The sequence below is a fragment of the Mycolicibacterium gilvum genome, assembly GCF_900454025.1.
GTDB lineage: Bacteria > Actinomycetota > Actinomycetes > Mycobacteriales > Mycobacteriaceae > Mycobacterium > Mycobacterium gilvum.
On record NZ_UGQM01000001.1, the window covers coordinates 697024 to 717026 of the forward strand.

The following is a 20003-nucleotide window of genomic DNA, read 5'->3' on the forward strand; positions in this document are numbered from 1 at the left end:
AAATCCCGCGATCCGATGAACGGCTGGGCTTCGTCCAGTTGCCTACTTCGTAGCATCGGTCGCGCGTGCCTGTTGCCTAGCTAAGCTAGCTACTGGTGTGTGACTCGGATCGGACAGGGCCATTTCCCAGCGTTGGCCTGGGATCAGTGTTCGTGTGACATCTTCGAGGCAAACCCGGATCGGGCCGGTCGCACACGGATGAAGGTCCAGCACCACACGGTTGCTGCTGAGTTCGACGTCGATCGGTTGGCCGCGGTAGCAGATTTGGAAGGTGACGGCGCCGAGCTGGCGGGGCAGCAGTGGGTGAAGGCGCAGGACATCGTCACGGGTTTCGACTCCGGCGTAGCATCTGATCACCATGTCCGCGGTGCCGGCCATCGCACCCAAATGGATACCCGTGCGTGTTGTCCCGCCCTGGATGTCGGCGAGGTCGCTGTCCAATGCCTCGGTGAACAGGGACCATGAATGCGCACGGTCTGACCGAGCAAGCACCCAACTGTGCACCAGTCGGCTCAGGGTGGACCCATGGCTGGTGCGGGAAAGGTAGTAGTGCACGGTGCGGGGGATGAGTTCTGGTGGCAGCTGGTAGCCGAGGCGGGTGAAGACGGCCCGTAGTTCTTCGGCGGAGAACAAGTAGAACAGCATGAGCACATCGGCCTGTTTGGACAGTCGGTAGCAGTTGGTGCTGTCACCTTCGGCTTGCAAAATCAGGTCGAGGCGCCCGATGTTGCCATAACGTTGGCGGTAGCGGTCCCAGTCGAATTCGGCGAGGTCCTCATAGCCTTCGAACTGGCTGATGACGCCGTCATGAAACGGAATCCGCAGCCGCCGGCTGATCCGGTCCCATCGGTTCAGTTCCTCGGCGTTGACTGCGAGTCGAGACAGCGATGGGCCGCAGTCGCGCTGGTGTAGCAGATCAATTATGTCGCGCGCTCGTGTCAGTACCCAGGATGCGAGCACGTTGGTGTAGGTGTTGTTGCGTAGTCCCTCGCCGGGGGCGTTGGGGTAGCCGTCATGGAATTCGTCAGGGCCCATCACGCCGGTGATGTCGAAGCGGTCATCAGTTGCGTCGTGGGTGGCAAGGTCGGCGAAGAACCGGGCGACCTCCACCACGATCACGGCACCGTGATGGACGAGGAAATCGATATCGGCGGTGGCTTGGTAGTACTGCCATACGCTGTAAGCCAGGGCAAGGCCGACATGACGTTGCTGGTGGGAATTGTCGGGCATCCATTGCTGGTTGCGCAGATTGAACAATTCGGTGGGCGTCTCCTCGCGGCCGTCGCTTCCGCTCTGCCATGGAAACATCGCCCCTGCCAGCCCAACAGTGCGCGCGGCGGTTTGCGCCTTCGCGAGTCGGCGGTAGCGGTAGAGCAGCAGCGAGCGGGTCAGTGCGGGTCGGCGCAATGTGAGCATCGGGTAGATGAACAGTTCGTCCCAGAAGATGTGTCCGCGATAGCCCTCGCCGTGCAGGCCGCGCGCGGGTACGCCGGCGTCGAGTTCGGGGCTGGTGGCTGCCACGGTTTGCAGAGTGTGGAAGATGTGCAGGTTCAGCGCGAGCCGCTGGCGCGCTCCGGTCAGCATGCCGATGCCGAACCGGGTCCACCACTGTTGCCATGCGTTGACGTGCTCGGCGAGCAGTTGCTCGAAGTGGGGTGCTTGTCGGATCCGGTCGGTGGCAGCTAACGGTGCTGTTGAAATGCCCCGGTCGCGTGAGGTGGCAACCGCGACGACCTTTTCTAGGATCACCTCAGCATCGGGTTCGACGTCGAGCACGAAATCATGGCCGGCCAGCGCGGCTTCGGTGAAGGCCTTTCCGTCCACCGCCGGGTCCTGGCCCTGACGTAGCCGGGTTCGCGCTGCGGTGACCAGGCTGATCCCCGACTGGTTGGTGACGGCTTCGACGACCACCCTCTCTGCGTCTGGCCGAGTCACATCGACAATCGTCAGGTGGTGATGATTCAACGGCGCGTCGTCGGCGGCGTTGCTGTTGCTCACGTCACCGTTGACCGCTGAACGCACGTGGATCCGTCCGGCCCAGTTCTCCGCCTGGATTGCAATCTCGAGAGCGGCCAGGTGTGGCGTTGCCAGCGAGTGCAGCTGTCGGCTGGTGATTCGGGTGACGCGGCCGTGGCTGTCGCGGTAACGAGTGGTGCGGGTCAACACTCCACGGCGCAAATCGAGGCGTTGGTCATGACTGATCATCTCGGTGCTTCCGGGACACATGGGTTGGCCGTCGGCTACCTGGATTCTGACGTAAGTCCAATCGGGTGCATTGACCATATGTTCGGACTCGACGAGCCGGTCACCGATATCGCTGATCACCCTGTTGTATACGCCTGCGAAATAGGTTCCGGGATAGTGAGTTTCGCCGAGAGTACTGCTCGGTGCTGACCCGCGGGTGGCCCAATAGCCGTTTCCCAACGTGCACAGCGTTTCCCGGGTTCCCTCGTGGTCGGGATCGAAACCATCGTAGCTGAGAAGCCAGCCACTGACTGCCGGGTCCGCTCCGCCGCACCATCGGTCGCCGGCGCCGTCCGACGGGCTGGCTGCACGCTCGGGGTCGGTACCGCTGAGCAGACCGGTCAGGTTGGCCTGGGCCACGTCGGTCACCACCACGTCCGCGCCCGATGAAATCAGTTGAGAACGGTCGCCCGTTGTGTCCACCCCGACAATCAAGCCGATCCCCGCCGCCGCCGCAGTGCGCACACCCGCCGCATCGCGCGTCACCACGACCGCTTCCACCGGCGCGGTGCGCAGGCGACGTGCGGCTTGTACAAACACTGCGCGGTCGGAGTTGTTACTGCGCAAAACCGGTGGGCCGTCGCTGCCTGAGACGCCCTGGGTTTCCCGGAGGCTCGGGCTATTGGATTCCGATCAAGGGTTGGTCGGTCCGGTCTGCATCGTAGAACGCGGCTTCGAACTCGGCAGGTGGGATATCGCCGAGGTAGCTGTGCAGTCGGCTGGTGTTGTGCCAGTAGACCCAGCTGAGGGTGGCGAGTTCGACGTCTTCGACGGTCTTCCACGGCCCGCTGCGAGCCGGCCCGTAGATCAGCTCGGCCTTGTAGTAGCCGTTCACAGTCTCCGCCAGAGCGTTATCGAAACTTTGACCGGCTAATCCGGGCTCATGGACTCGCGGTGTTGGGCGGAATGGTTCATCGTCGGGGTGGTTTGGTGAGCTTGCGGATTTGTTCTTCGTGGCGTTTGACTCCTGCGGCGAGTGCTTCGACGGCGGTGCGCAGGTGTGCGACTTCGGTGGCCAGGCCGGTCAGGGTGCGGGCGTCGGTTTGTCGGGTGCGGTGTTCGTCGACGATGGCGCGGAGCTGGTGGTCGCGGTAGAGCGTCGCGCGGCTGATCTGGGCGTGTTCGGCCACGGTGGTGAAGGTGATGGGTTGGCCTGAGGTGGCGAGTTCGGCGCAGACGCGCTCGACTCGGAGCAGGGCGGGTTCATTCATGCGGATGCCGATCCGGTGATGAGTGCGTCGAGTCGGGAGACGAGGTTGTGGTGGCGCTCTGCTTCGTCGATCCATCCTCGTTTTTCTGCGTCTGCTGCCAGATCTTGGGCGTCGATGCGTTGGGCGGCGAGGACGGCCAGGTGGGTGGAGTCGGTGTGAAAGCTTGGGCAGTGTTCGCAGATGTTGGCGTAGGGGCAGGATCCTTGCGCGGGTGCGCGTAGGCAGTATCCGCCGGCGAGGCGGGATTTGATGGCCGGTGTGTCCTTCCATCCGGTGCCGGTGATGTCGGTGATGGGCAGCCCGACTGCGGTTTTCGGCAGCGCTCCGATATGGCTCTTCGCCAGATCCAGGGCGCGTTCGTATTCGGTGCGTACGGTGTGGTCGAAGAGGTGGGCGTAGCGCAGGCTCATCTGGGTGGAGACGTGGCCGAGTAATGCCATGAGTGCTTGCAGGGAGACTCCGGCGTTGATCAGCGCGGTGGCGTAGGTGTGTCGCAGTTGGTGCGGTGTGATGTGTCCCAGGCTGGCGGCCTGTGCTGCCCGGTTCAATTCTTCACGTACTGCGTTCTGGGAGAGTCGTTTTCCGTGGTGGGTGAACAGGAAGTCGGCTGGGGCTCCGGTGCGGGGGTGGATCATCGGTCGGCCCGATGAGCGGGTTGTGGTGATCCGGTCCACGAGGGTGAGGACCTCGTCGTCGACGGGGATCATGCGTTCGGAGTTGAGCTTGCCGAGGGGAACTTTGAGCCAGGATCCTTGGCCGGGGATCTCGTGGATGCAGTCGAGTTCGAGGTCGAGCAGTTCACCGATGCGCAGTCCGCATGCTCGCTGCACCAGCAGTGCGTCAGCGGCCAGTCGGTAGGGTGATTTTGCCAGTGCGGCAGTGAGTTTGCGGTCGGAGTCGACGGGCAGGTATCGGGGCAGGCAGCGGGGTGGCCGTGGCAGGTCGGTGCGGAAGATCAGGCGCCGCGGTGGCGCGTCGTCCCATCCCCATTCGGTGATCTCGGCTAGGAAGTTTCCCACCGCGTGGATGCGTCTGATCCGGTCTGCGACGGTGATCGGCTCACCGGTGACGCTGTTGGTGGCTGTGGTCAGCGAGGTGATGAACGGTTCGATGTGCCTGCGGCGGTCCAGTTGGTTCAGGGAGGTCAAGCTGGGGTCGGCGGCGGCGAGGTACCGGCCGAAATGGGCCAATCGGGTGGCCAGGGAACTGACCGTTTTGGGCACGCAGGTGGCGTATTTGCGGTTCAGGTAGGCCACGAACGCCGGTCGCAGCGCGACAGGAACGTCGACCATCCGCTGCTCGAGGGTCAACGCAGTGACCGCCGGCCGTGCCTGTGTATCAAGAATGCCGAGGTGGAACAGAATCTGGCGGGCACTGTGGGTGGTGCTGCGATAGTGCTTGGCGCCGCGTCCGGTACGTTCTTGGCGAACATGGCAGGCGTGCAGCAACTCCTGCAGGTCGCTTTCCCGCAGGCCGGTCAAGGGGCGGCCGGTCTGGATCAGCAGCCGGGCGATGATCTGCGAGCCGATGGCCGAGGCGACCCGTTCGGTGAAACCCAGTTCCAGTGCTGCGCTGATGAACTGATCGAGGTCGGGTTGCAGGCAACTGTCGGTCAGCTCATGCCACAGACTCGACAGCTTGCGGTGAACGAGGTAGTCGTAGCCCGGTTGCAACCGTCGGCTGACCATCAAGAAGGTGACGAATGGGCGTGTCGAGCAGTTCGCCGCCAGCTGCTCATCGAGTGGGATGTCGGCCCATGACTGGACTCGGGGCCAGCGCCGCAGGAACGATCGGGCGGCCTGGGCGTAGGCGGTGTTGCCGCGGTCCCGGCGTTGTAGGTGCACCAGGTAGGCGGCGTAGATCTGCGCCGGTGTTTCAGGTGTGGGAGCGTAATCGTGTTCGGGCAGCATCGTATTCCGCCTTGACATGGGTGGGTGCCAGATGGATGTAGCGGGCTGTGGTGTCGATGTGGGCGTGTCCGAGCAGTGCCTGCATCACCGCTAGATCCACACCGGCCTCGGCCATCGCGGTGCCGAAGGTATGACGTAACGCATGCGGGTGACCGGCGAGCACTCCGGACTTGATCCGGTGATACCGGAAGATGGTGCGCAGTCCGGCCGCGGTCAACGGCTGACCCCGGTGGGGGCCTTTGGCGACCAGGAAAAGGCGGTTGCTGTCCGATTCGGGTCGCTCGACGAGAAGATACGTTTGGATCAGCCCTGCGACCTCCACATCGAGGGGCACGCGGCGTTCCTTGGCGCCTTTGCCCATCACCTTCACCCAGCGGGCTCCGATATCGACGTCAGTCACGTCGAGGGTGAGCAGTTCCCCGGATCTCAACCCGGACAACAACATCAGCCCGGCCAGCGCTCGGTCACGCCAGGTTCGCAGGCTCGATAACAGCTCGGCGGTCTCGCGGCGATTCAAAGCCCGCGGAAGCCGCCGCGGTTCACGCAGGCGCAGCGCCGATCGGCGTTTCGGCCTCACCAGATGTCCGAGCAGGCCGTTGCGTTCCTCGGCGCTGACCCGCCGCGCTTCGCGGCCGCTGGGGATTGGGGTACGCAGTCCGGGGTCACGCAGCTCCCGGAAGGTGAACAGCCCCGTCAACGCGGCAAGCCGGTGATTGATGGTGGTCGACGAGTAACGGTCGAGACGCGTGCCGGTCATCGACACCACGTTGGTGGGGCGTCCCGCGATCGGAGTCTGCCTGCAGTGCCGCATGAAGTCGAGCACGGTCTCGGTGGTCACTGAACTCAACTCGACGTCGACGCTGCCGAGCCACCGGCAGAATGCCAACAGGTCATAGCCGTAGGCCCGCAGCGTGCGAGGAGAGTAATTCCGGTCGGCCAGATACCTGAGGTATTCGTTGACCAACGCATACTTCCCGCAACCCGGACCGGACAACACCCAGGCGACATCGGTGCCTGCTTGCAGACGCAGCTGATGCTGAATCGTCATGAGACAAGTGCAACCCCGCCGGCCCCCACCGGTCAAGCATTTTCCTTGCTGGCGTGTCGTTTACATGCCAGTACCGTCCCCGATTAGCCGGTCAACAGGCAATCCCCAACGGTCCCGATTGACGGGACTGCGCCGATCTCAGCGAGCCTTTCCCCATAGCGAATGGATGTGAATTGCGACCCGGCATCGGAGTGACATCTCAAGCCCGGCAACGTATTTCCACGTGACCACCGCGCCATCTCCACCGCGTCGAGGACCATCGAGGTCCGCATATGGCTGGCCACCCGCCACCCCACGATCATCCGCGAATACGCATCGATGATGAAGCACACATACGCCACCCCCGCCCAGGTCGGCACGAATGTCAGATCGGTCACCCAGAGGTCGTTCGGGGCCGTCGCGGTGAAGTTCCGCTTCACCAAATCCGGGTGCCGCGCCGCCGCTGGATCAGGCTTGGTGGTGCGGACCCGTTTGCCGCGCCGGACTCCTTCGATGCCGGCCGCCCGCATCAACCGGGCCACCTGATCGCGGCCGACGTCGTAGCCGTCGCGGCGGGCGGTCTTCCAGAGCTTGCGGGCCCCGTAGACGCAGTAATTGTCTTTCCAGAGCTGACACAACGCCGGCCCCAGGACGGCGTCACGCAGGGCCCGCGCTGACGGGACCCGGGCTTTGGCGTCGTAGTAGGTGCTCAGGGCCACCTGCAGGCCTGCGCTGCGCAGAACCGTGCAGATGGGCTCGACCCCGAACTCCTCGCGATTGTCGTCGATGAACTCGACTATTTCTTGTGTTGGCGGTCGAGCTCCGCCCCGAAGAAACTCGCTGCTCGTTTCAGAATCTCGTTGGCACGCTTGAGTTCTCGGATCTCCTGTTCGAGTTCCTGCACCTTCTTTGACTCCGAGGTGCTCACCCCAGGAGCCAGGCCTTCGTCGATGTCGGCCTGGCGGACCCAGGTGCGCACCGATTCCACGCCGTAGCCGAGTTGGCGAGCGACGCGCTGCACCGTGCCCTGCTCGGTGCCCAGCTCAGCCCGCAAGGTGCGGACCATCCGCACCGCGGCGGCCTTCTCCTCAGTGCTGTACCTGCGTGTCGTCGGCTTCCCGGGCGACTGTTCCTTCGGCATACCTGCATCCTCGTTTCCAAGGTCAGGAGCCTCCAGGATTTCCAGGGCGTTTCAGCCCTCAAGGCTTTCGTCGGCGGGGAGCTCTTTGAGGACAACCGCGGTGGGTACGCCGGCCGAGTGCAAAGTGTGCACCAGCTTCGCCACTGATTCGTCCGCCCGGACCGCGCCGGCATCGATGATGACCGCGTGTAAGCCGCTGGCAAAGCGATTCTCATGATCCATTGCGCCCACCTATGTGTCGTGTGACTACGGCCGAGCCGGCGTTACCGCGAGGAAGACGGTGCATACGTCGATAGGGAGGAACTCTCAATCCGGCTTCCAAGAAGTCACGCGCTGCTGCTGATGGGGGCAGCCGTCGCGATGGTCTGTGAGTTGTCAGCCAACTGACGACTGGTGTCGCCCAGCCCGTCTTTGGTTAGTACTATCTTCGATAGTAGGAGATCTTCTCGGCGCCCGACGTGTCAACTGCGCGTTATTCGCACGCAGTGGAAGGCGAGCCTGTGAGCGATGTCGGCCGCGGTGGTGTCTCGAAGGGAGGGGTGCGGCCGTGGCGGATGGTGGTGATCGCCATAGCGTGGGGCTCCTGCTTCCCGTTGCTGGACTGGGGTCTCGACGGTGTATCGACGCTGTGGTTCGTCACCTGGCGCGCCATCGTGGCCGGGTTGGTGTTGTGGGCCCTAGGTGCAGCGGTCAACTGGACTCCTGGGGCGCCATCGCCGCAGATGAGGCTGGGTACGTGGGCGTTGATCGGCGTACTGGCACTGATGAATGTCACGGTGTCGTTTGCGGCGATGGCCGCCAGCTCCACCGGCATCGCCACAGGTATGGCCACGGTGCTGGCGAATTCACAGGCGCTCCTGGTGGTATTGCCGGCGTGGGCGCTGTTCGGCGAGCGGCCCCGAACCGCCGAAATCGCCGCGGTGGTGTTCGGGGTGGGAGGCCTGCTTCTCATTGCGGTGCCCTCGGGCGGTGGCCGGGGTTACGGGTTGGCGCTGCTGGCGGCGGTAGGGGTCACGGCGGGTGCTCTGCTGGCTCGCCGGCTGGCCGACGTCGATGTGCTGAAGTTGGGTTACAGGCAGTTTCTGGTCGGCGGTGCCGCTCTGGCCGTCCTCGCAGCAGTGATCGATGGGCCACCGACCGTGGGAATGTCGGCGCACAGCTGGGTGGCGTTGTTTGTGCTGGCTGTTGGGGGCACCGCGCTGCCCTACCTGTTGTGGTTTGTCGAGCTGCGGCGCGCGTCGATCACTGCGGTGACGTCGTGGACGTTGCTGGTGCCTGTGGTGGGTTTGGCGCTGGGCGTCGTCGTGGTCGGCGAAAGGCTGGCTTTGGCCGAACTGCTGGGTGCAGCAACCGTGGTCACCGCCCTGGCGATCGTCGCCGTTGCCGGGCGCATCACGACCCGGCCGCAGCACATCAGGGGTGATGGCTGAGCCGACATCGCAAACAACCTCAGACTTGATCATGGCAACGAAGAAAGGCACGGTAGATGGCGCAGTTAGCGAGTATGGGAGGGGACACGTCGGCCGACGACGTGGACACGAGCACCGGGGAATCCATCGCACCGCAGCCTTACACCCTGGGGGATGCTGGCGGGCCGCTGAGTCGCGATGAGCTGAACCTTGTCGATGCCTGGTGGCGCGCGGCGAACTACCTGTCGGTCGGGCAGATCTATCTGTTGGACAACCCTCTGGCGCGTGAGCCGCTGCAGCCCGAACACATCAAGCCACGTCTGCTCGGCCACTTCGGCACCGTACCCGGGCTGAACTTGGTGTGGGCACACGCCAATAGACAGATCATTCGCCGCGAGCTGAGCGCCTTGTTTGTTGCCGGGCCCGGGCATGGTGGACCGGGCCCCAACGCGTGCGCCTGGTTGGAAGGCACCTATTCCGAGCTTTACAGCCACATCCCGCAGGATCTCGCCGGGATGAAGGCGTTCTTCACCCAATTCTCTTATCCAGGGGGTGTTCCGAGCCATTGCGCGCCGGAGACGCCGGGTTCGATCCACGAGGGCGGTGAGTTGGGTTATTCGTTGTTCCATGCGTTCGGGGCAGCGCTGGATAATCCTGACTTGACGGTCTTTTGCGTCGTCGGTGATGGTGAAGCCGAAACCGCGCCGCTGGCGACCAGTTGGCACGCGCACACATTCTTGAATCCGGTCCGCGACGGCACGGTAATACCGATTCTCGCGCTGAACGAGTACAAAATCGCCAACCCCACCATCTTCGCCCGTATGCCCGAATCTCGCCTGTTGGAATTGTTGCGCGGATACGGCTATGACCCGCATGTGGTCAGCGGTGATGACCCCGCGACCGTGCATCAAGCGATGGCCGCCGCTCTGGATGCCTGTCTTAACCAGGTCGAACAGATCAAGAAGTCGGCCCGGTTGAATACCGACCGGCGCTGGCCCATGATTGTGTTACGCACGCCGAAGGGCTGGACATGTCCGCCCATCGTCGACGGGCAGCAGGTCGAGGGTACGTTTCGTTCCCACCAGGTGCCCCTGCCCGCCGCGCGGACCGATACGCGACACCGCGAGGTCCTCCAAGAGTGGTTGCAGTCCTACCGTCCGGAGGACCTTTTCGACGAAGCTGGGCGACCGGTGGCCGCGCTGTCGAAGCTGGTGCCTGACGGCGATCGACGAATGAGCGCCAACCCGGTGAGCAACGGCGGAACCCAGTTGCGCGATCTGCGGCTGCCCGACTGGCGCGAGTACAGTGTCGAGGTTTCGGCTCCGGGGGCCACCTCGCACGCGGCCACCCGGGTGTTGGGCCGGTGGCTTCGCGATGTGACCGACTGGAATCGGACGAATTTTTTGACCTTCGCGCCTGATGAACTTGCCAGCAACCGGCTGCAGGACATTCTGGAGGTCACCGGCCGCAAATGGCAGGCCGACATCGGCGAGTTCGACGAAGGGCTCGATCCGCACGGCCGAGTGATCGAAGTGCTGTCCGAACACATGTGCCAAGGGCTGCTGGAAGGGTACCTGCTGACCGGCCGACACGGCGTCTTCACCTGTTATGAGGCGTTCATCCACATCGTCGACTCCATGTACAACCAGCACGCCAAGTGGCTGCAAGCCAGCATGGCGGTGCGCTGGCGCCGCCCCATCGCCAGCCTCAACTACCTCCTGTCATCACATGTCTGGCGGCAGGACCACAACGGTTTCACCCACCAGGACCCAGGCTTCCTGGACGTGGTGATGAACAAAAGACCCGAGATCGTGCGGGTTTACCTGCCCCCGGATACCAACACCTTGCTCTCGACCTATGACCACTGCCTGCGCTCGCGGCACTACGTCAACGTGGTGGTCGCGGGCAAACAACCACAAGCCGATTGGCTGTCGGCGACCGATGCGGCCCTGCACTGCGCGCGTGGGGTGGGAACCTGGCCCTGGGCCGGCAACAACGATGTTGTGGGAACCGTGCCCGATGTCGTACTGGCATGCGCTGGTGACATCCCAACACTGGAAACCCTTGCCGCTGCATCGATTTTGCGGGATCGCCTCCCAGCCTTACGGGTTCGTGTGGTCAATGTGGTGGACCTGATGCGACTGCTGCCCGAAGACAAACATCCCCACGGGCTGCCCGATTACGAATTTGACAGTCTGTTCACCGAAAGCAGTCCGGTGATCTTCGCCTTCCACGGCTATCCGTGGCTGGTGCACCGGCTCACCTACAACCGAACCAACCACAAGAACCTCCATGTACGCGGATACAAGGAAAGAGGCACCACCACAACACCCTTCGACATGGTGATGCTCAACGACCTGGACCGGTACCACCTGGTCATCGATGTCATCGACCGTGTTTGCGCACTAGGCACCCGGGCCGCCGGGCTGCGTCAGGAAATGGTCGATGCCCGTCTTCGGGCGAGGGCCTGGACCCGACATTACGGCGCCGACATTCCCGAAGTCGCCGAATGGACCTGGCCGGGGTAAGTGGTTGGGAACACCCGTCGGTGGGCCGGGGCCACACTCACCTAAAGCCGGGCATCACGTGGCTGTAACGGCGCGGCGTTGGTAGCTGTCGCGTAGACGTGGTGGCTATGGGCAACCTGAGGGTGAACGTGGCGCCGGCGCCTGGACCTTGGCTGGTTGCGGGGGTAAGTCTCCTGGGGTGGTGGGATTTCGAGGCTGAGACCGAATGGGCTCGGACGCTATCAAGCTTTTGCGCCGTGGTACCCCGTGGTGTGCCGATTGCGCATGAAATGCACCCGGCAGCGCTGCCATGATGAGTCGGTAACTGTTGGGCCACAGCGGTTTTCAGTCCGGCGTAGCATTGCAGATGACCAGATGCATCCCGGCCAGGCCGCGGGGGTCAAGTCCAGGGACGTGGTGTACGACGTCGTCGTGTGATTCTTCGAGGTGATGGTTCAGGCGGTCAGTGTCGCCGGGGTGGCCTCCTGTTCGGTCGGGGTGTCGTTGACTGTGCGTGATTTGCTCAGGACGTCGAGGCCGAGGTAGCGCCGGGATTCGGCCCATTCGTCGTGTTGTTCGGCCAGGACGGCTCCGACGAGGCGGATGAGGGCGTTGCGGTCGGGGAAGATACCGACGACGTCGGTGCGCCGGCGGATTTCCTTGTTGAGCCGTTCCTGGGGATTGTTGGACCAGATCTGGCGCCAGATCTGTTTGGGAAACGCCGTGAACGCCAGCAGATCCGGCCGTGCCGCTTCGAGGTGATCGGCGACCGTAGGTAGCTTGTCGTCCAGGGCGTCGATGATCCGGTCATATTGTGCAGCAACGGATTCAGCATCAGGCTGGTCGAACACAGAGTGCAGCAGGGTGCGCACCCAGGGCCACGACGACTTCGGGGTCACCGCCATCAGGTTGGTCGTGTAGTGGGTTCTGCAGCGCTGCCACGTCGCACCGGGCAGCGTGGCGCCGATCGCGGCGACAAGCCCGGCATGGGCGTCGCTGGTGACCAGTTTGACCCCCGACAGGCCGCGGGCGGTCAGAGCCCGCCAGAACGTTAGCCAGCCGGCGCCGTCCTCGGCGGTGGTGACATCGATGCCGAGGATTTCGCGGTAGCCCTCGGCGTTGACCCCGACCGCGATCAGCGCGTGCACGTTGACGACCCGGCCGCCCTCGCGGACCTTGAGCACCAGGGCGTCGGCAGCGACGAACGTATACGGGCCGGCATCGAGCGGTCGGGTGCGGAAGGCCTCGACGGCGGCGTCGAGCTCTTTGGCCATCACCGACACCTGCGACTTCGACAGGCTGGTGATGCCGAGGGTTTCGACGAGCTTGTCCATCCGCCGCGTCGAGACACCGAGTAGGTAGCAGGTGGCGACCACGGTGGTCAGGGCCCGCTCGGCGCGTTTGCGGCGTTCCAGCAGCCAGTCCGGGAAGTAGGAGCCCTGGCGCAGCTTCGGGATCGCGAGATCTAATGTGCCTGCGCGGGTGTCGAATTGGCGGTGCCGGTAGCCGTTGCGGGAGTTGGTCCGCTCGGTGCTGCGTTCGCCGTAGCTGGCGCCGCACAGGGCGTCGGCTTCGGCACCCATCAGGGTGTGGATGAACGTGGCGAGCAGCTCGCGCAGCACGTCGGGATGTGTGGTGGTGAGTCGTTCGGCCAGCACGGTGGGCAGGTCGATATTCTGGGCAACGGTCATCGCGTGGTTCCTTTGCTCGAGTGACTTTGACGGGTCCCTCGAAGAATCACGCGATGACCCTCAATCAGTCGGCTACGACACGCCGGTACCGCTAATCAGGTCCGACTCATACACCACTCTGCTGGACGCAACCGCCGCGGGCGCGCAGCGAGGCCAAAAACTCGCGCCAGAACTCGTAGGACTCACTGTCACCCACCGCGGTACCCGAACACTTCACGCGTGCCCTCGGGGCAGCGACGTCGGCGGGGTCGGTGTGGGCGAAAACCGTCTTGACCGCCGCGGTCACCGCTGGGGCGTGTTTGGCCGATACCGCTAACCATGCGACATTGAATGCTCGATGTGAGGTCATAATTACTCGGCCATCCAAACGCACTCCGAACAAGCGGCCGGCGTCGTCGACGCCGGTGATCAGGATGCACATACAACCCGGGGGACGGCCTGCGCCGAAGTCCGTGCAACGGTCAACTGCAGCTTTGTGTCCGTTGGTTGCGATCACTTCGGCGCGGTGGACCCCAGGCGGTCGATCATGGCGGTTGCGGCTGCGGCGATAGCCTCGCCGAAAACAACCAGTGGTGACCGCACACGTTGAACCACCCCGGGTTTGATGCACACCTTCTTTCGAGGGAAGGTCGTTTGCATCATGCCAAGGAAGTACGACGACGAGTTCAAGGCCCGAGCGGTCCGGTTGGTCACCGACCATGCCGAGGAGTACGACACCCGCACGGCCTGCATCACCGCGGTCGCCAAGCGGTTGGGGGTGTCGTATGAATCACTGCGCCGCTGGGTCAACCAGACCGAGGTCGACACCGGCCAACGTGACGGGGTGCCCACCGACGTCGCCCGTGAGAATAGAGAGCTGAAGCGCAAGAACCGCGAGCTTGAGGAAACCATCGAAATCCTCAAGGCGGCAACAAGTTTCTTCGTGCGGGAGAGCGACCCGCGACACCGTTGATTTGTGCGTTCATCGCCGAGCATCGTGCTCGGTTCGGGGTCGCTCCGATCTGCCGCGTGCTCACTGAGCACGGCTGCCAGATCGCCCCGAGAACCTTCTACGCCTGGCTGACCCGCCCCCCATCCGCTCGGGCGCTGTGGGACACCGTCATCACCGAGGTGCTCGCCGGCTTCTACGAGCCAGACGAGCACGGCCGACGCAAACCGGAGTCACTGTACGGGGCTACCAAGATGTGGGCTCACCTGCACCGACAAGGCATTGTGGTGGCCCGCTGCACCGTGGAGCGCCTCATGCGGGCCAACGGCTGGCGCGGGGTTACCCGCCGCAAGAAGGTCCGCACCACGATCGCCGATCCCGCCGCGGCGCGGGCGGCCGATCTGGTCAAACGCCGGTTCCGGGTGCCCGCGCCCAACGTGCTGCTGGTCGCGGACTTCACCTACGTACGGCTGACCAACGGAACGTTCGTCTACACCGCATTCGCCATCGACGCCTACGCGGGCCGGATAGTGGGATGGACCTGCTCGGCCAGCAAGGAGGACCGGTTCGTGCGTCAGGCGATCCGCCACGCCGCCCAACTTCGTATCGACGAGGGTAATCCATTGTTGGGCAACACTATTCACCATAGCGATGCGGGCTCTCAATATACGTCTGTGCGGTTCGGCGAGACCCTGGCGCTGTCTGGACTGGTGGCCTCAATCGGGACAGTCGGCGATGCCTTCGATAACGCTCTGGCGGAGACGACCATAGGGCTCTACAAGACTGAAGCCGTCCGCGATGACTCGCCGTTTCGGCGCGGCCCTCTGAGCCGTCTGACCGACGTGGAGCTGCTCACCGCCGAGTGGGTGCACTGGTACAACGCCGACCGGCTCATGCACCGCCTCGGTCGCATCCCACCCCTGGAGTACGAAGCCGTCCACTACGCTACAAACGCGGCCAACTCAGAGGCTGCACACCAGTAACCGGTGTGCATCAAACCCGGGGCGATTCACGTTTGTGCCAACTCCGGTCAGTTGTGTCTGTCACCGACAGTGTCGGCTGTCGTCGCTGCCACATCTCTGGTGTCGTCGACGGATTCACGTTGGGCAGAATGTCAGGTTGTCTCTGCGGCTGTGGTCGACAACCGAATCGAGCCAATGATTTTCGTCCTGGAGGGCATGCGGGCACGGAGGCGGCTTTCGCCGTTACGGCGCGGAGGGTCGGGTAGGACGGGGGAGGACGCGAATTTCATCGCCACCACGGCAGGCCACCGCCGGATCCGGGACGAACGTCCAAAGCCCTATGCTTCGGCCTGCGCCGCCACCAGGGGGGGACTTGACCCCGTGTGTTGGACACGCTCAATCCCAGGAATGTGCTGGGGGAAGCGAGATGATCCAACCCGATGGCAAGGAAAAATTACCCCGATGAGTTCAAGCGTGACGCGGTCGCGCTCTACCGGGACACCGAGGGCGCGACGATCGCCCAGATCGCTGCCGAGCTCGGTGTCAGCGAGGCCACGCTCTCGGCGTGGTGCAAGTCGGCCGGGGTGCCGATTCGGCACCGCCGCGGTGTCGTAGTGGCCGAGCCTGTGCCAGGGGCCGAGAGCCCTGAGCAGGAGCTGGCCCGCCTCCGCAGTGAGGTCAAGGCGTTACGCGCCACCGAGGCGCGGTTGTCCACCGAGCGTGACATCTTGCGGTCGGCGGCCAAATATTTCGCCGGGGAGACGAACTGGTGAGCCGCTTTCAGTTTGTCGCCGACCACCTGCACGCCTTCGAGGTGAAGTGGCTCTGCGCAGTCGTCGAGGTTGCGCGTTCGTCGTTCTACGCGTGGTTGGCCGGTGCTGACGGACGAGCGGCCCGTCGGGCTGCTGACGAGGCGCTGGCCGAGCGTATCCGCGCCGTCCACGACGAGGACAACACCTACGGGGCGCCGCGGATCACCGCCGAGCTCAACGACGGTGCGCCCGAGGGGCAGCGGGTCAACCACAAGCGGGTGGCTCGGGTGATGCGCGGCGCCGGGATCGCCGGTTATCGACGCCGACGTCGGGTCAAGACGACCGTGGCGGACCCGGCGAACCAGAAGGTCCCCGACCTGCTCAAACGGGATTTCACCGCCGCGCAGGTCAACACCCGTTACGTCGGCGACATCACCTACTTGCCATTGGCGACCGGCGCCAACCTGTACCTGGCCACCGTGATCGACTGCTGTTCACGGCGGGTCGCCGGGTGGGCGATCGCCGATCACATGCGCACCGAACTGGTCATCGATGCGCTCAAAGCCGCTGCTGCACTGCGGGGTTCACTGGCTGGTGCAATATTCCATGCAGATCATGGAAGTCAGTACACCTCACGGGATTTCGCGAATCTCTGCCGCGATCTGGGGGTCGTCCAGTCGATGGGTGCGGTGGGGTCAAGTGCCGATAACGCGTTGGCCGAATCGTTCAACGCCGCCCTCAAGCGCGAGATTCTGCAAGACCGTAACTGCTGGCCGGACGCGGCGATCTGCCGCCGTGAGGTCTTTCGGTGGCTGGCCCGCTACAACACCACACGACGGCACTCCTACTGCCGTCATTCCAGCCCCGCGACCTACGAAAGGAACCTGACACCGGCTACGCTGCCCGAAGCCGCATAACCACAAATCCCGTGTCCACTACATGGGGGCAAGGCCCGGGCACGGGCGCTGCCCGGATACGATTGGACGAAGGTGGTCTTTGATACCGGCCTCACCGCACAATTCGACCAGATCGGCCCGCTGTTGATTGGCCTGACCTGGCTCGCCGGGTTAGTCATTGCCGCAGCGGTCATCTTCGCCCGCCGCAGCACGTTGCCGTAAGACGACAGAACAGTCGCTGCAGTCGCTTGAGCATAAGTGCGAGAAACCCGTTCAGCGATGATCTCCGGGGGCGCGATATCTCTTTCGGTGATGTCGCATGGATGCCGCGCTCATTATCGCCTGCGAACGGCCCAGCGAGAAGGCGTGGGATGTTATCGAGCCGCCTCGGCGGCACCGCCTGGGGAGCGAAGTACCGCGTACACCTCGCAGTGTCCTCACCCACCGCATGTATCGTTGCCGGCGCTTCGGTGTCGCCATCGCTGCCAATTCAAACAGTATTAGGCGAGGGGCGAATGTCGCTGGCCGGCATGCGCCGGCATTGCGCCCCGTCGGGCACAGCCGGGGACTTTGGTCGGTTGCGATAGAGCCCAATTGGCCCGCCTGTAGTGGACGTTGTGCTGTTGGCGCGTCCCGGTGGGTAGTGCAAAATCGGCACTGTAGCACCGATGAAAGGATCCCCGATGAAGACTCAGCGCGCTCTTTGGTATGGCGCAGCGGTCGTCGCCGTCGCGTTGGCCGCGATGGTCTTGGGCGCCCCGGCGTCGCTTGTCCTGCTGGCCCTGCTCTTGCTGGCATGCCCGGTGATGATGATGTTCATGATGGGCGGAATGGGCGGCGGCCATGGCCATGGCCATGGTTCCGATCGTGAGTCCACCGACACCCACGATCATCGCGACTCCGCCGGGCGGCCATAACCACCAAAGACACCGCGGATCGGACGGCAGCGCGATGGCCGATGCAACCGGCAAGTCAGAAGACATGGTGATCAACCGTGACGAGGGAAGCATGGTTGTCGCCGTTTTCGGCGCGCATGGACGCTACCGCGGGATCGCCTGGTGCACGCGCCAGCCACGCCACTGACGGTAAGGGCGTTGTGGACCCAATCCAATCCGTCGCCTCAAAGCCGATGCGTCAAACGTTTCGGCGCCGCGCACCGAACCGCCATCGGGGCGCACCGTCGCACCGAACGCCGGTGAGGCCCTGTTCGAAGCGGTCTCCGCGCGGGTGCGCACGCTGCCCGACGGGCAGCGGCCCAATCTCGTGGTGTTCGGGGAAAGCCTGGGGTCCTTCGGCGCCGAGGCGGCGTTCTCGTCGCTGAACAACCTCATCGCCCGCACGGATGGGGCGATGTTTTCCGGCCGACGCTGGGTGGGACCACCCGCGCATCGTCTATCTGCAGCACCCCTCCGATCCCATCGCCTGGTGGGATCCCGATCTGGCGTTGCGCAAACCGGATTGGCTCAAAGAGGACCGCGGCAATGACGCGTTGGCGAGCATGAATTACAGTGGATTCCGGTGGTGACATTCCTGCAGATCGCCGCGGACATGGCCGTGGCGACCGGAGTCCCCGACGGCCACGGCCACCGCTACGTCAAAGACCTTGTGACGCCTGGGCGTTGGCCTTGCAGACCACCGGCATGGACCGCCGACAAAACCGAGCGCCTACGCGCGATGATCCAGACGCCCCAATAGCCCAGCCGACATGGCACCGTCGGGGCCCAGCGGTTTTGACGAACTCCCCGCGGATTGAAAAGGGGCCTTCTACCCTCGATTCCGTGTCCTAGTACCGCTGCATTGACGCCCCAGCGGCCTCCAGTCTTGAGTGTGGGGGACAGGCGCGAAGGATTCGGGAGTGGCCGTGAACGAACACATGGTGGCGTTGGACGTGATCCAGCATGCGCTGGAGTTGGCGGTGCGGGCGCCGTCGCTGCATAACAGTCAACCCTGGCGATGGGTGCTACACGACGGGGTGCTTGATCTGCATGCGGATCCCACCCGTATCGGTCACGGCAGCGACCACACCGGGAAGGAGGTGCTGCTCAGTTGTGGTGCCGTGTTGGATCATTTACGGGTGGCCATGGCCGCGGCGGGCTGGGACAGCCTCACCGAGCGCTTCCCCAACCCGAACGATCGCGATCACCTGGCAACAGTTGAGTTCGCGCGTGCGGTGTTCGTCACCGATGCCCAACGCGGCCGCGCGGCGGCCATCGCCCACCGGCGCACCGATCGGCTTGCGTTCGCGGTCCCCGCGAGCTGGGAGGCGTTTGAAACCGTGTTGCGCGCAACGGTCATCGGCAACGGCACGCATCTGGACGTCCTCGACGCGGATGCCCGCTCCCAATTGGCACACGCGTCGCGGCTCACCGAGCAGTTGCGACGCTACGATGCGTCCTACCACGCCGAATTAGCATGGTGGACAACACAACCGCCATCCACACAGGGCATCCCGCCGACCGCGTTGGTCTCCGGCGCTGAATCGGCTCGGGTGGATGTGGGGCGGGCCTTTCCTGTCCGCGGCGAGACCAACCGGCGCGCCGACATCGATCGCGATGACGCCAAGATTCTGGTGTTGTCCACCTACGATGACAGCCGCGACTCCGTGCTGGTCTGCGGCGAAGTGCTCTCCGCCGTGCTGCTGGAGGCCACCATGGCCGATCTGGGCACCTGCACCCTGACACACATGATCGAAGCGGCCGCCAGCCGCGAAATCGTGCGCCGCCTCACCAGACGAACCGCCGAGCCGCAGGTGTTGATCCGAATCGGCACCGCGCCGCCAACCGATCCGCCGCCACCTCCCACACCGCGGCGGCCGCTAACCGACGTGCTCGAAATCGGCCCCTAGCCTCGATCTTTGGTGAAGGGCTCAGTTTGCTGGGGGGTGGGGTCGGTTGTGTCGGGTGCGGTGGACTGGGCGTTGGTGGTCCTCGGCGCGGTGTCGCTGATTCTCCTGTGTCCTTGGTGGTGGGGTTGCCGGTGGTGAATTCAGTTGAGCGCGGCGAGGTTTCGTAGTCCGTTGATCAGCAGGCCATCGTCGGCTCAGGCGCAGGATGTGGCGGCGGCCGGTGATGATGATCCACCCGGCCACGCTCAGCAGCCGCAAGCGTAATCGTTTGGGTTCCCAGCTGCGGGGGGCGGGCCAGGCCAGCAATTGGGTCCAGGTCAGCAGCTCGTAGGCCAGGGCGGCGAGATCGAGCCAGATCTCGTTCTTGCCGAAGGCCGGTAGTGTTATCTAGAGCTGGTTATCGGTTGTCCACTACGTGCATGACGGAACCCGGATTCCGCGTCCATGAAACGCCAATGCCCGCGACCATGATCGGCTCTA

Annotated in this window: 13 protein-coding genes, 6 pseudogenes and 1 other annotated feature; of the genes and pseudogenes, 8 read left to right on the forward strand and 11 right to left on the reverse strand. The window is 64.1% G+C overall.

Annotated features, from left to right (window positions below; genetic code table 11):
- Positions 1 to 42: 42 nt before the first annotated feature.
- The 7 genes and pseudogenes from DYE23_RS03270 to DYE23_RS30725 all read right to left on the reverse strand — a co-directional run bounded on the left by DYE23_RS03270 (position 43) and on the right by DYE23_RS30725 (position 7755).
- Positions 43 to 2784 (reverse strand): glycoside hydrolase family 65 protein, encoded by a 2742-nt coding sequence (locus DYE23_RS03270; RefSeq protein WP_235660317.1) that lies wholly within the window; start codon positions 2782 to 2784, stop codon positions 43 to 45.
- 79 nt (positions 2785 to 2863) lie between these two features.
- A pseudogene (locus tag DYE23_RS03275) lies at positions 2864 to 3121 on the reverse strand (integrase core domain-containing protein); the annotation flags it as partial.
- Positions 3122 to 3155: 34 nt separating this feature from the next.
- Positions 3156 to 3455, reverse strand: a complete 300-nt coding sequence (locus tag DYE23_RS03280; protein WP_115326493.1) for a DUF6262 family protein — start codon at positions 3453 to 3455, stop codon at positions 3156 to 3158.
- Positions 3452 to 5383 carry a tyrosine-type recombinase/integrase gene (locus DYE23_RS03285; protein WP_235660318.1) on the reverse strand — a complete coding sequence of 644 codons (1932 nt, stop codon included), beginning with the start codon at positions 5381 to 5383 and terminating at the stop codon, positions 3452 to 3454. Before DYE23_RS03285 ends, DYE23_RS03280 begins: the two co-directional genes overlap by 4 nt.
- Positions 5331 to 6413 carry a tyrosine-type recombinase/integrase gene (locus DYE23_RS03290; RefSeq protein WP_011895481.1) on the reverse strand — a complete coding sequence of 361 codons (1083 nt, stop codon included), beginning with the start codon at positions 6411 to 6413 and terminating at the stop codon, positions 5331 to 5333. The genes DYE23_RS03285 and DYE23_RS03290 overlap by 53 nt, the downstream gene beginning before the upstream one ends.
- A gap of 101 nt (positions 6414 to 6514) precedes the next feature.
- Positions 6515 to 7533, reverse strand: a pseudogene (locus DYE23_RS03295) (IS3 family transposase); the annotation flags it as partial.
- Positions 7103 to 7234, reverse strand: a sequence feature (AL1L pseudoknot). Its footprint overlaps the pseudogene before it by 132 nt.
- Before the next feature lie 51 nt (positions 7534 to 7584).
- Positions 7585 to 7755 (reverse strand): hypothetical protein, encoded by a 171-nt coding sequence (locus DYE23_RS30725; protein ID WP_172527698.1) that lies wholly within the window; start codon positions 7753 to 7755, stop codon positions 7585 to 7587.
- Positions 7756 to 8033: 278 nt separating this feature from the next.
- On the opposite strand from DYE23_RS30725, the gene DYE23_RS03300 reads away from it, so the two are divergent.
- Together DYE23_RS03300 and DYE23_RS03305 are read left to right on the forward strand one after the other, a co-directional pair.
- Positions 8034 to 8963, forward strand: coding sequence for a DMT family transporter (locus DYE23_RS03300; RefSeq protein WP_234809701.1), 930 nt, complete (start codon positions 8034 to 8036; stop codon positions 8961 to 8963).
- A 56-nt stretch (positions 8964 to 9019) separates the two neighbouring features.
- Complete coding sequence (locus DYE23_RS03305) at positions 9020 to 11470, forward strand: phosphoketolase family protein (protein WP_115326495.1); 2451 nt, start codon at positions 9020 to 9022, stop codon at positions 11468 to 11470.
- A gap of 257 nt (positions 11471 to 11727) precedes the next feature.
- Here DYE23_RS03305 and DYE23_RS31990 read toward each other — a convergent pair.
- From DYE23_RS31990 to DYE23_RS31995, 3 genes and pseudogenes are all read right to left on the reverse strand, one after another.
- A pseudogene (locus DYE23_RS31990) lies at positions 11728 to 11845 on the reverse strand (transposase); the annotation flags it as partial.
- 59 nt (positions 11846 to 11904) lie between these two features.
- On the reverse strand, positions 11905 to 13140 hold the full coding sequence (locus DYE23_RS03315; protein WP_115326326.1) for an IS256 family transposase: 1236 nt from the start codon (positions 13138 to 13140) through the stop codon (positions 11905 to 11907).
- Positions 13141 to 13267: 127 nt separating this feature from the next.
- Positions 13268 to 13367: pseudogene (locus tag DYE23_RS31995) on the reverse strand (transposase); the annotation flags it as partial.
- Between the two features lie 413 nt (positions 13368 to 13780).
- Here DYE23_RS31995 and DYE23_RS03325 point away from each other — a divergent pair.
- From DYE23_RS03325 to DYE23_RS03345, 6 genes and pseudogenes are all read left to right on the forward strand, one after another.
- Positions 13781 to 15051, forward strand: a protein-coding gene (locus DYE23_RS03325) for an IS3 family transposase (RefSeq protein WP_110783669.1) whose coding sequence is annotated in 2 segments (ribosomal slippage) — positions 13781 to 14054 and positions 14054 to 15051 — 1272 coding nt in all. Because the reading frame shifts where the segments join, the coding sequence is not laid out codon by codon here.
- A 419-nt stretch (positions 15052 to 15470) separates the two neighbouring features.
- Positions 15471 to 16699 (forward strand): IS3 family transposase gene (locus tag DYE23_RS03330; protein ID WP_109536170.1). Its coding sequence is split into 2 segments (ribosomal slippage): positions 15471 to 15783 and positions 15783 to 16699, totalling 1230 coding nucleotides; the frame shifts between segments, so codons are not numbered across the junction.
- 72 nt (positions 16700 to 16771) lie between these two features.
- Positions 16772 to 16900 (forward strand): hypothetical protein, encoded by a 129-nt coding sequence (locus tag DYE23_RS31700; protein ID WP_264033163.1) that lies wholly within the window; start codon positions 16772 to 16774, stop codon positions 16898 to 16900.
- A 461-nt stretch (positions 16901 to 17361) separates the two neighbouring features.
- Positions 17362 to 17595, forward strand: coding sequence for a DUF2933 domain-containing protein (locus DYE23_RS03335; protein WP_067395772.1), 234 nt, complete (start codon positions 17362 to 17364; stop codon positions 17593 to 17595).
- A gap of 265 nt (positions 17596 to 17860) precedes the next feature.
- Positions 17861 to 18373: pseudogene (locus DYE23_RS03340) on the forward strand (alpha/beta-hydrolase family protein); the annotation flags it as partial.
- 166 nt (positions 18374 to 18539) lie between these two features.
- Entirely contained in the window at positions 18540 to 19523 is a 984-nt protein-coding gene (locus tag DYE23_RS03345; RefSeq protein ID WP_067395775.1) for an Acg family FMN-binding oxidoreductase, read from the forward strand.
- A 180-nt stretch (positions 19524 to 19703) separates the two neighbouring features.
- Here the strand turns inward: DYE23_RS03345 and DYE23_RS32000 are convergent.
- A pseudogene (locus tag DYE23_RS32000) lies at positions 19704 to 19895 on the reverse strand (transposase); the annotation flags it as partial.
- Positions 19896 to 20003: the final 108 nt, after the last annotated feature.

Coding starts and splice junctions, on each gene's coding strand:
- DYE23_RS03315 (WP_115326326.1), bottom strand. CDS start 13,140: ATGACCGTTGCCCAGAATATCGACCTGCCCACCGTGCTGGCCGAACGA.
- DYE23_RS03280 (WP_115326493.1), bottom strand. CDS start 3,455: ATGAATGAACCCGCCCTGCTCCGAGTCGAGCGCGTCTGCGCCGAACTC.
- DYE23_RS03305 (WP_115326495.1), top strand. CDS start 9,020: ATGGCGCAGTTAGCGAGTATGGGAGGGGACACGTCGGCCGACGACGTG.
- DYE23_RS03285 (WP_235660318.1), bottom strand. CDS start 5,383: ATGTCAAGGCGGAATACGATGCTGCCCGAACACGATTACGCTCCCACA.
- DYE23_RS30725 (WP_172527698.1), bottom strand. CDS start 7,755: ATGGATCATGAGAATCGCTTTGCCAGCGGCTTACACGCGGTCATCATC.
- DYE23_RS03335 (WP_067395772.1), top strand. CDS start 17,362: ATGAAGACTCAGCGCGCTCTTTGGTATGGCGCAGCGGTCGTCGCCGTC.
- DYE23_RS03290 (WP_011895481.1), bottom strand. CDS start 6,413: ATGACGATTCAGCATCAGCTGCGTCTGCAAGCAGGCACCGATGTCGCC.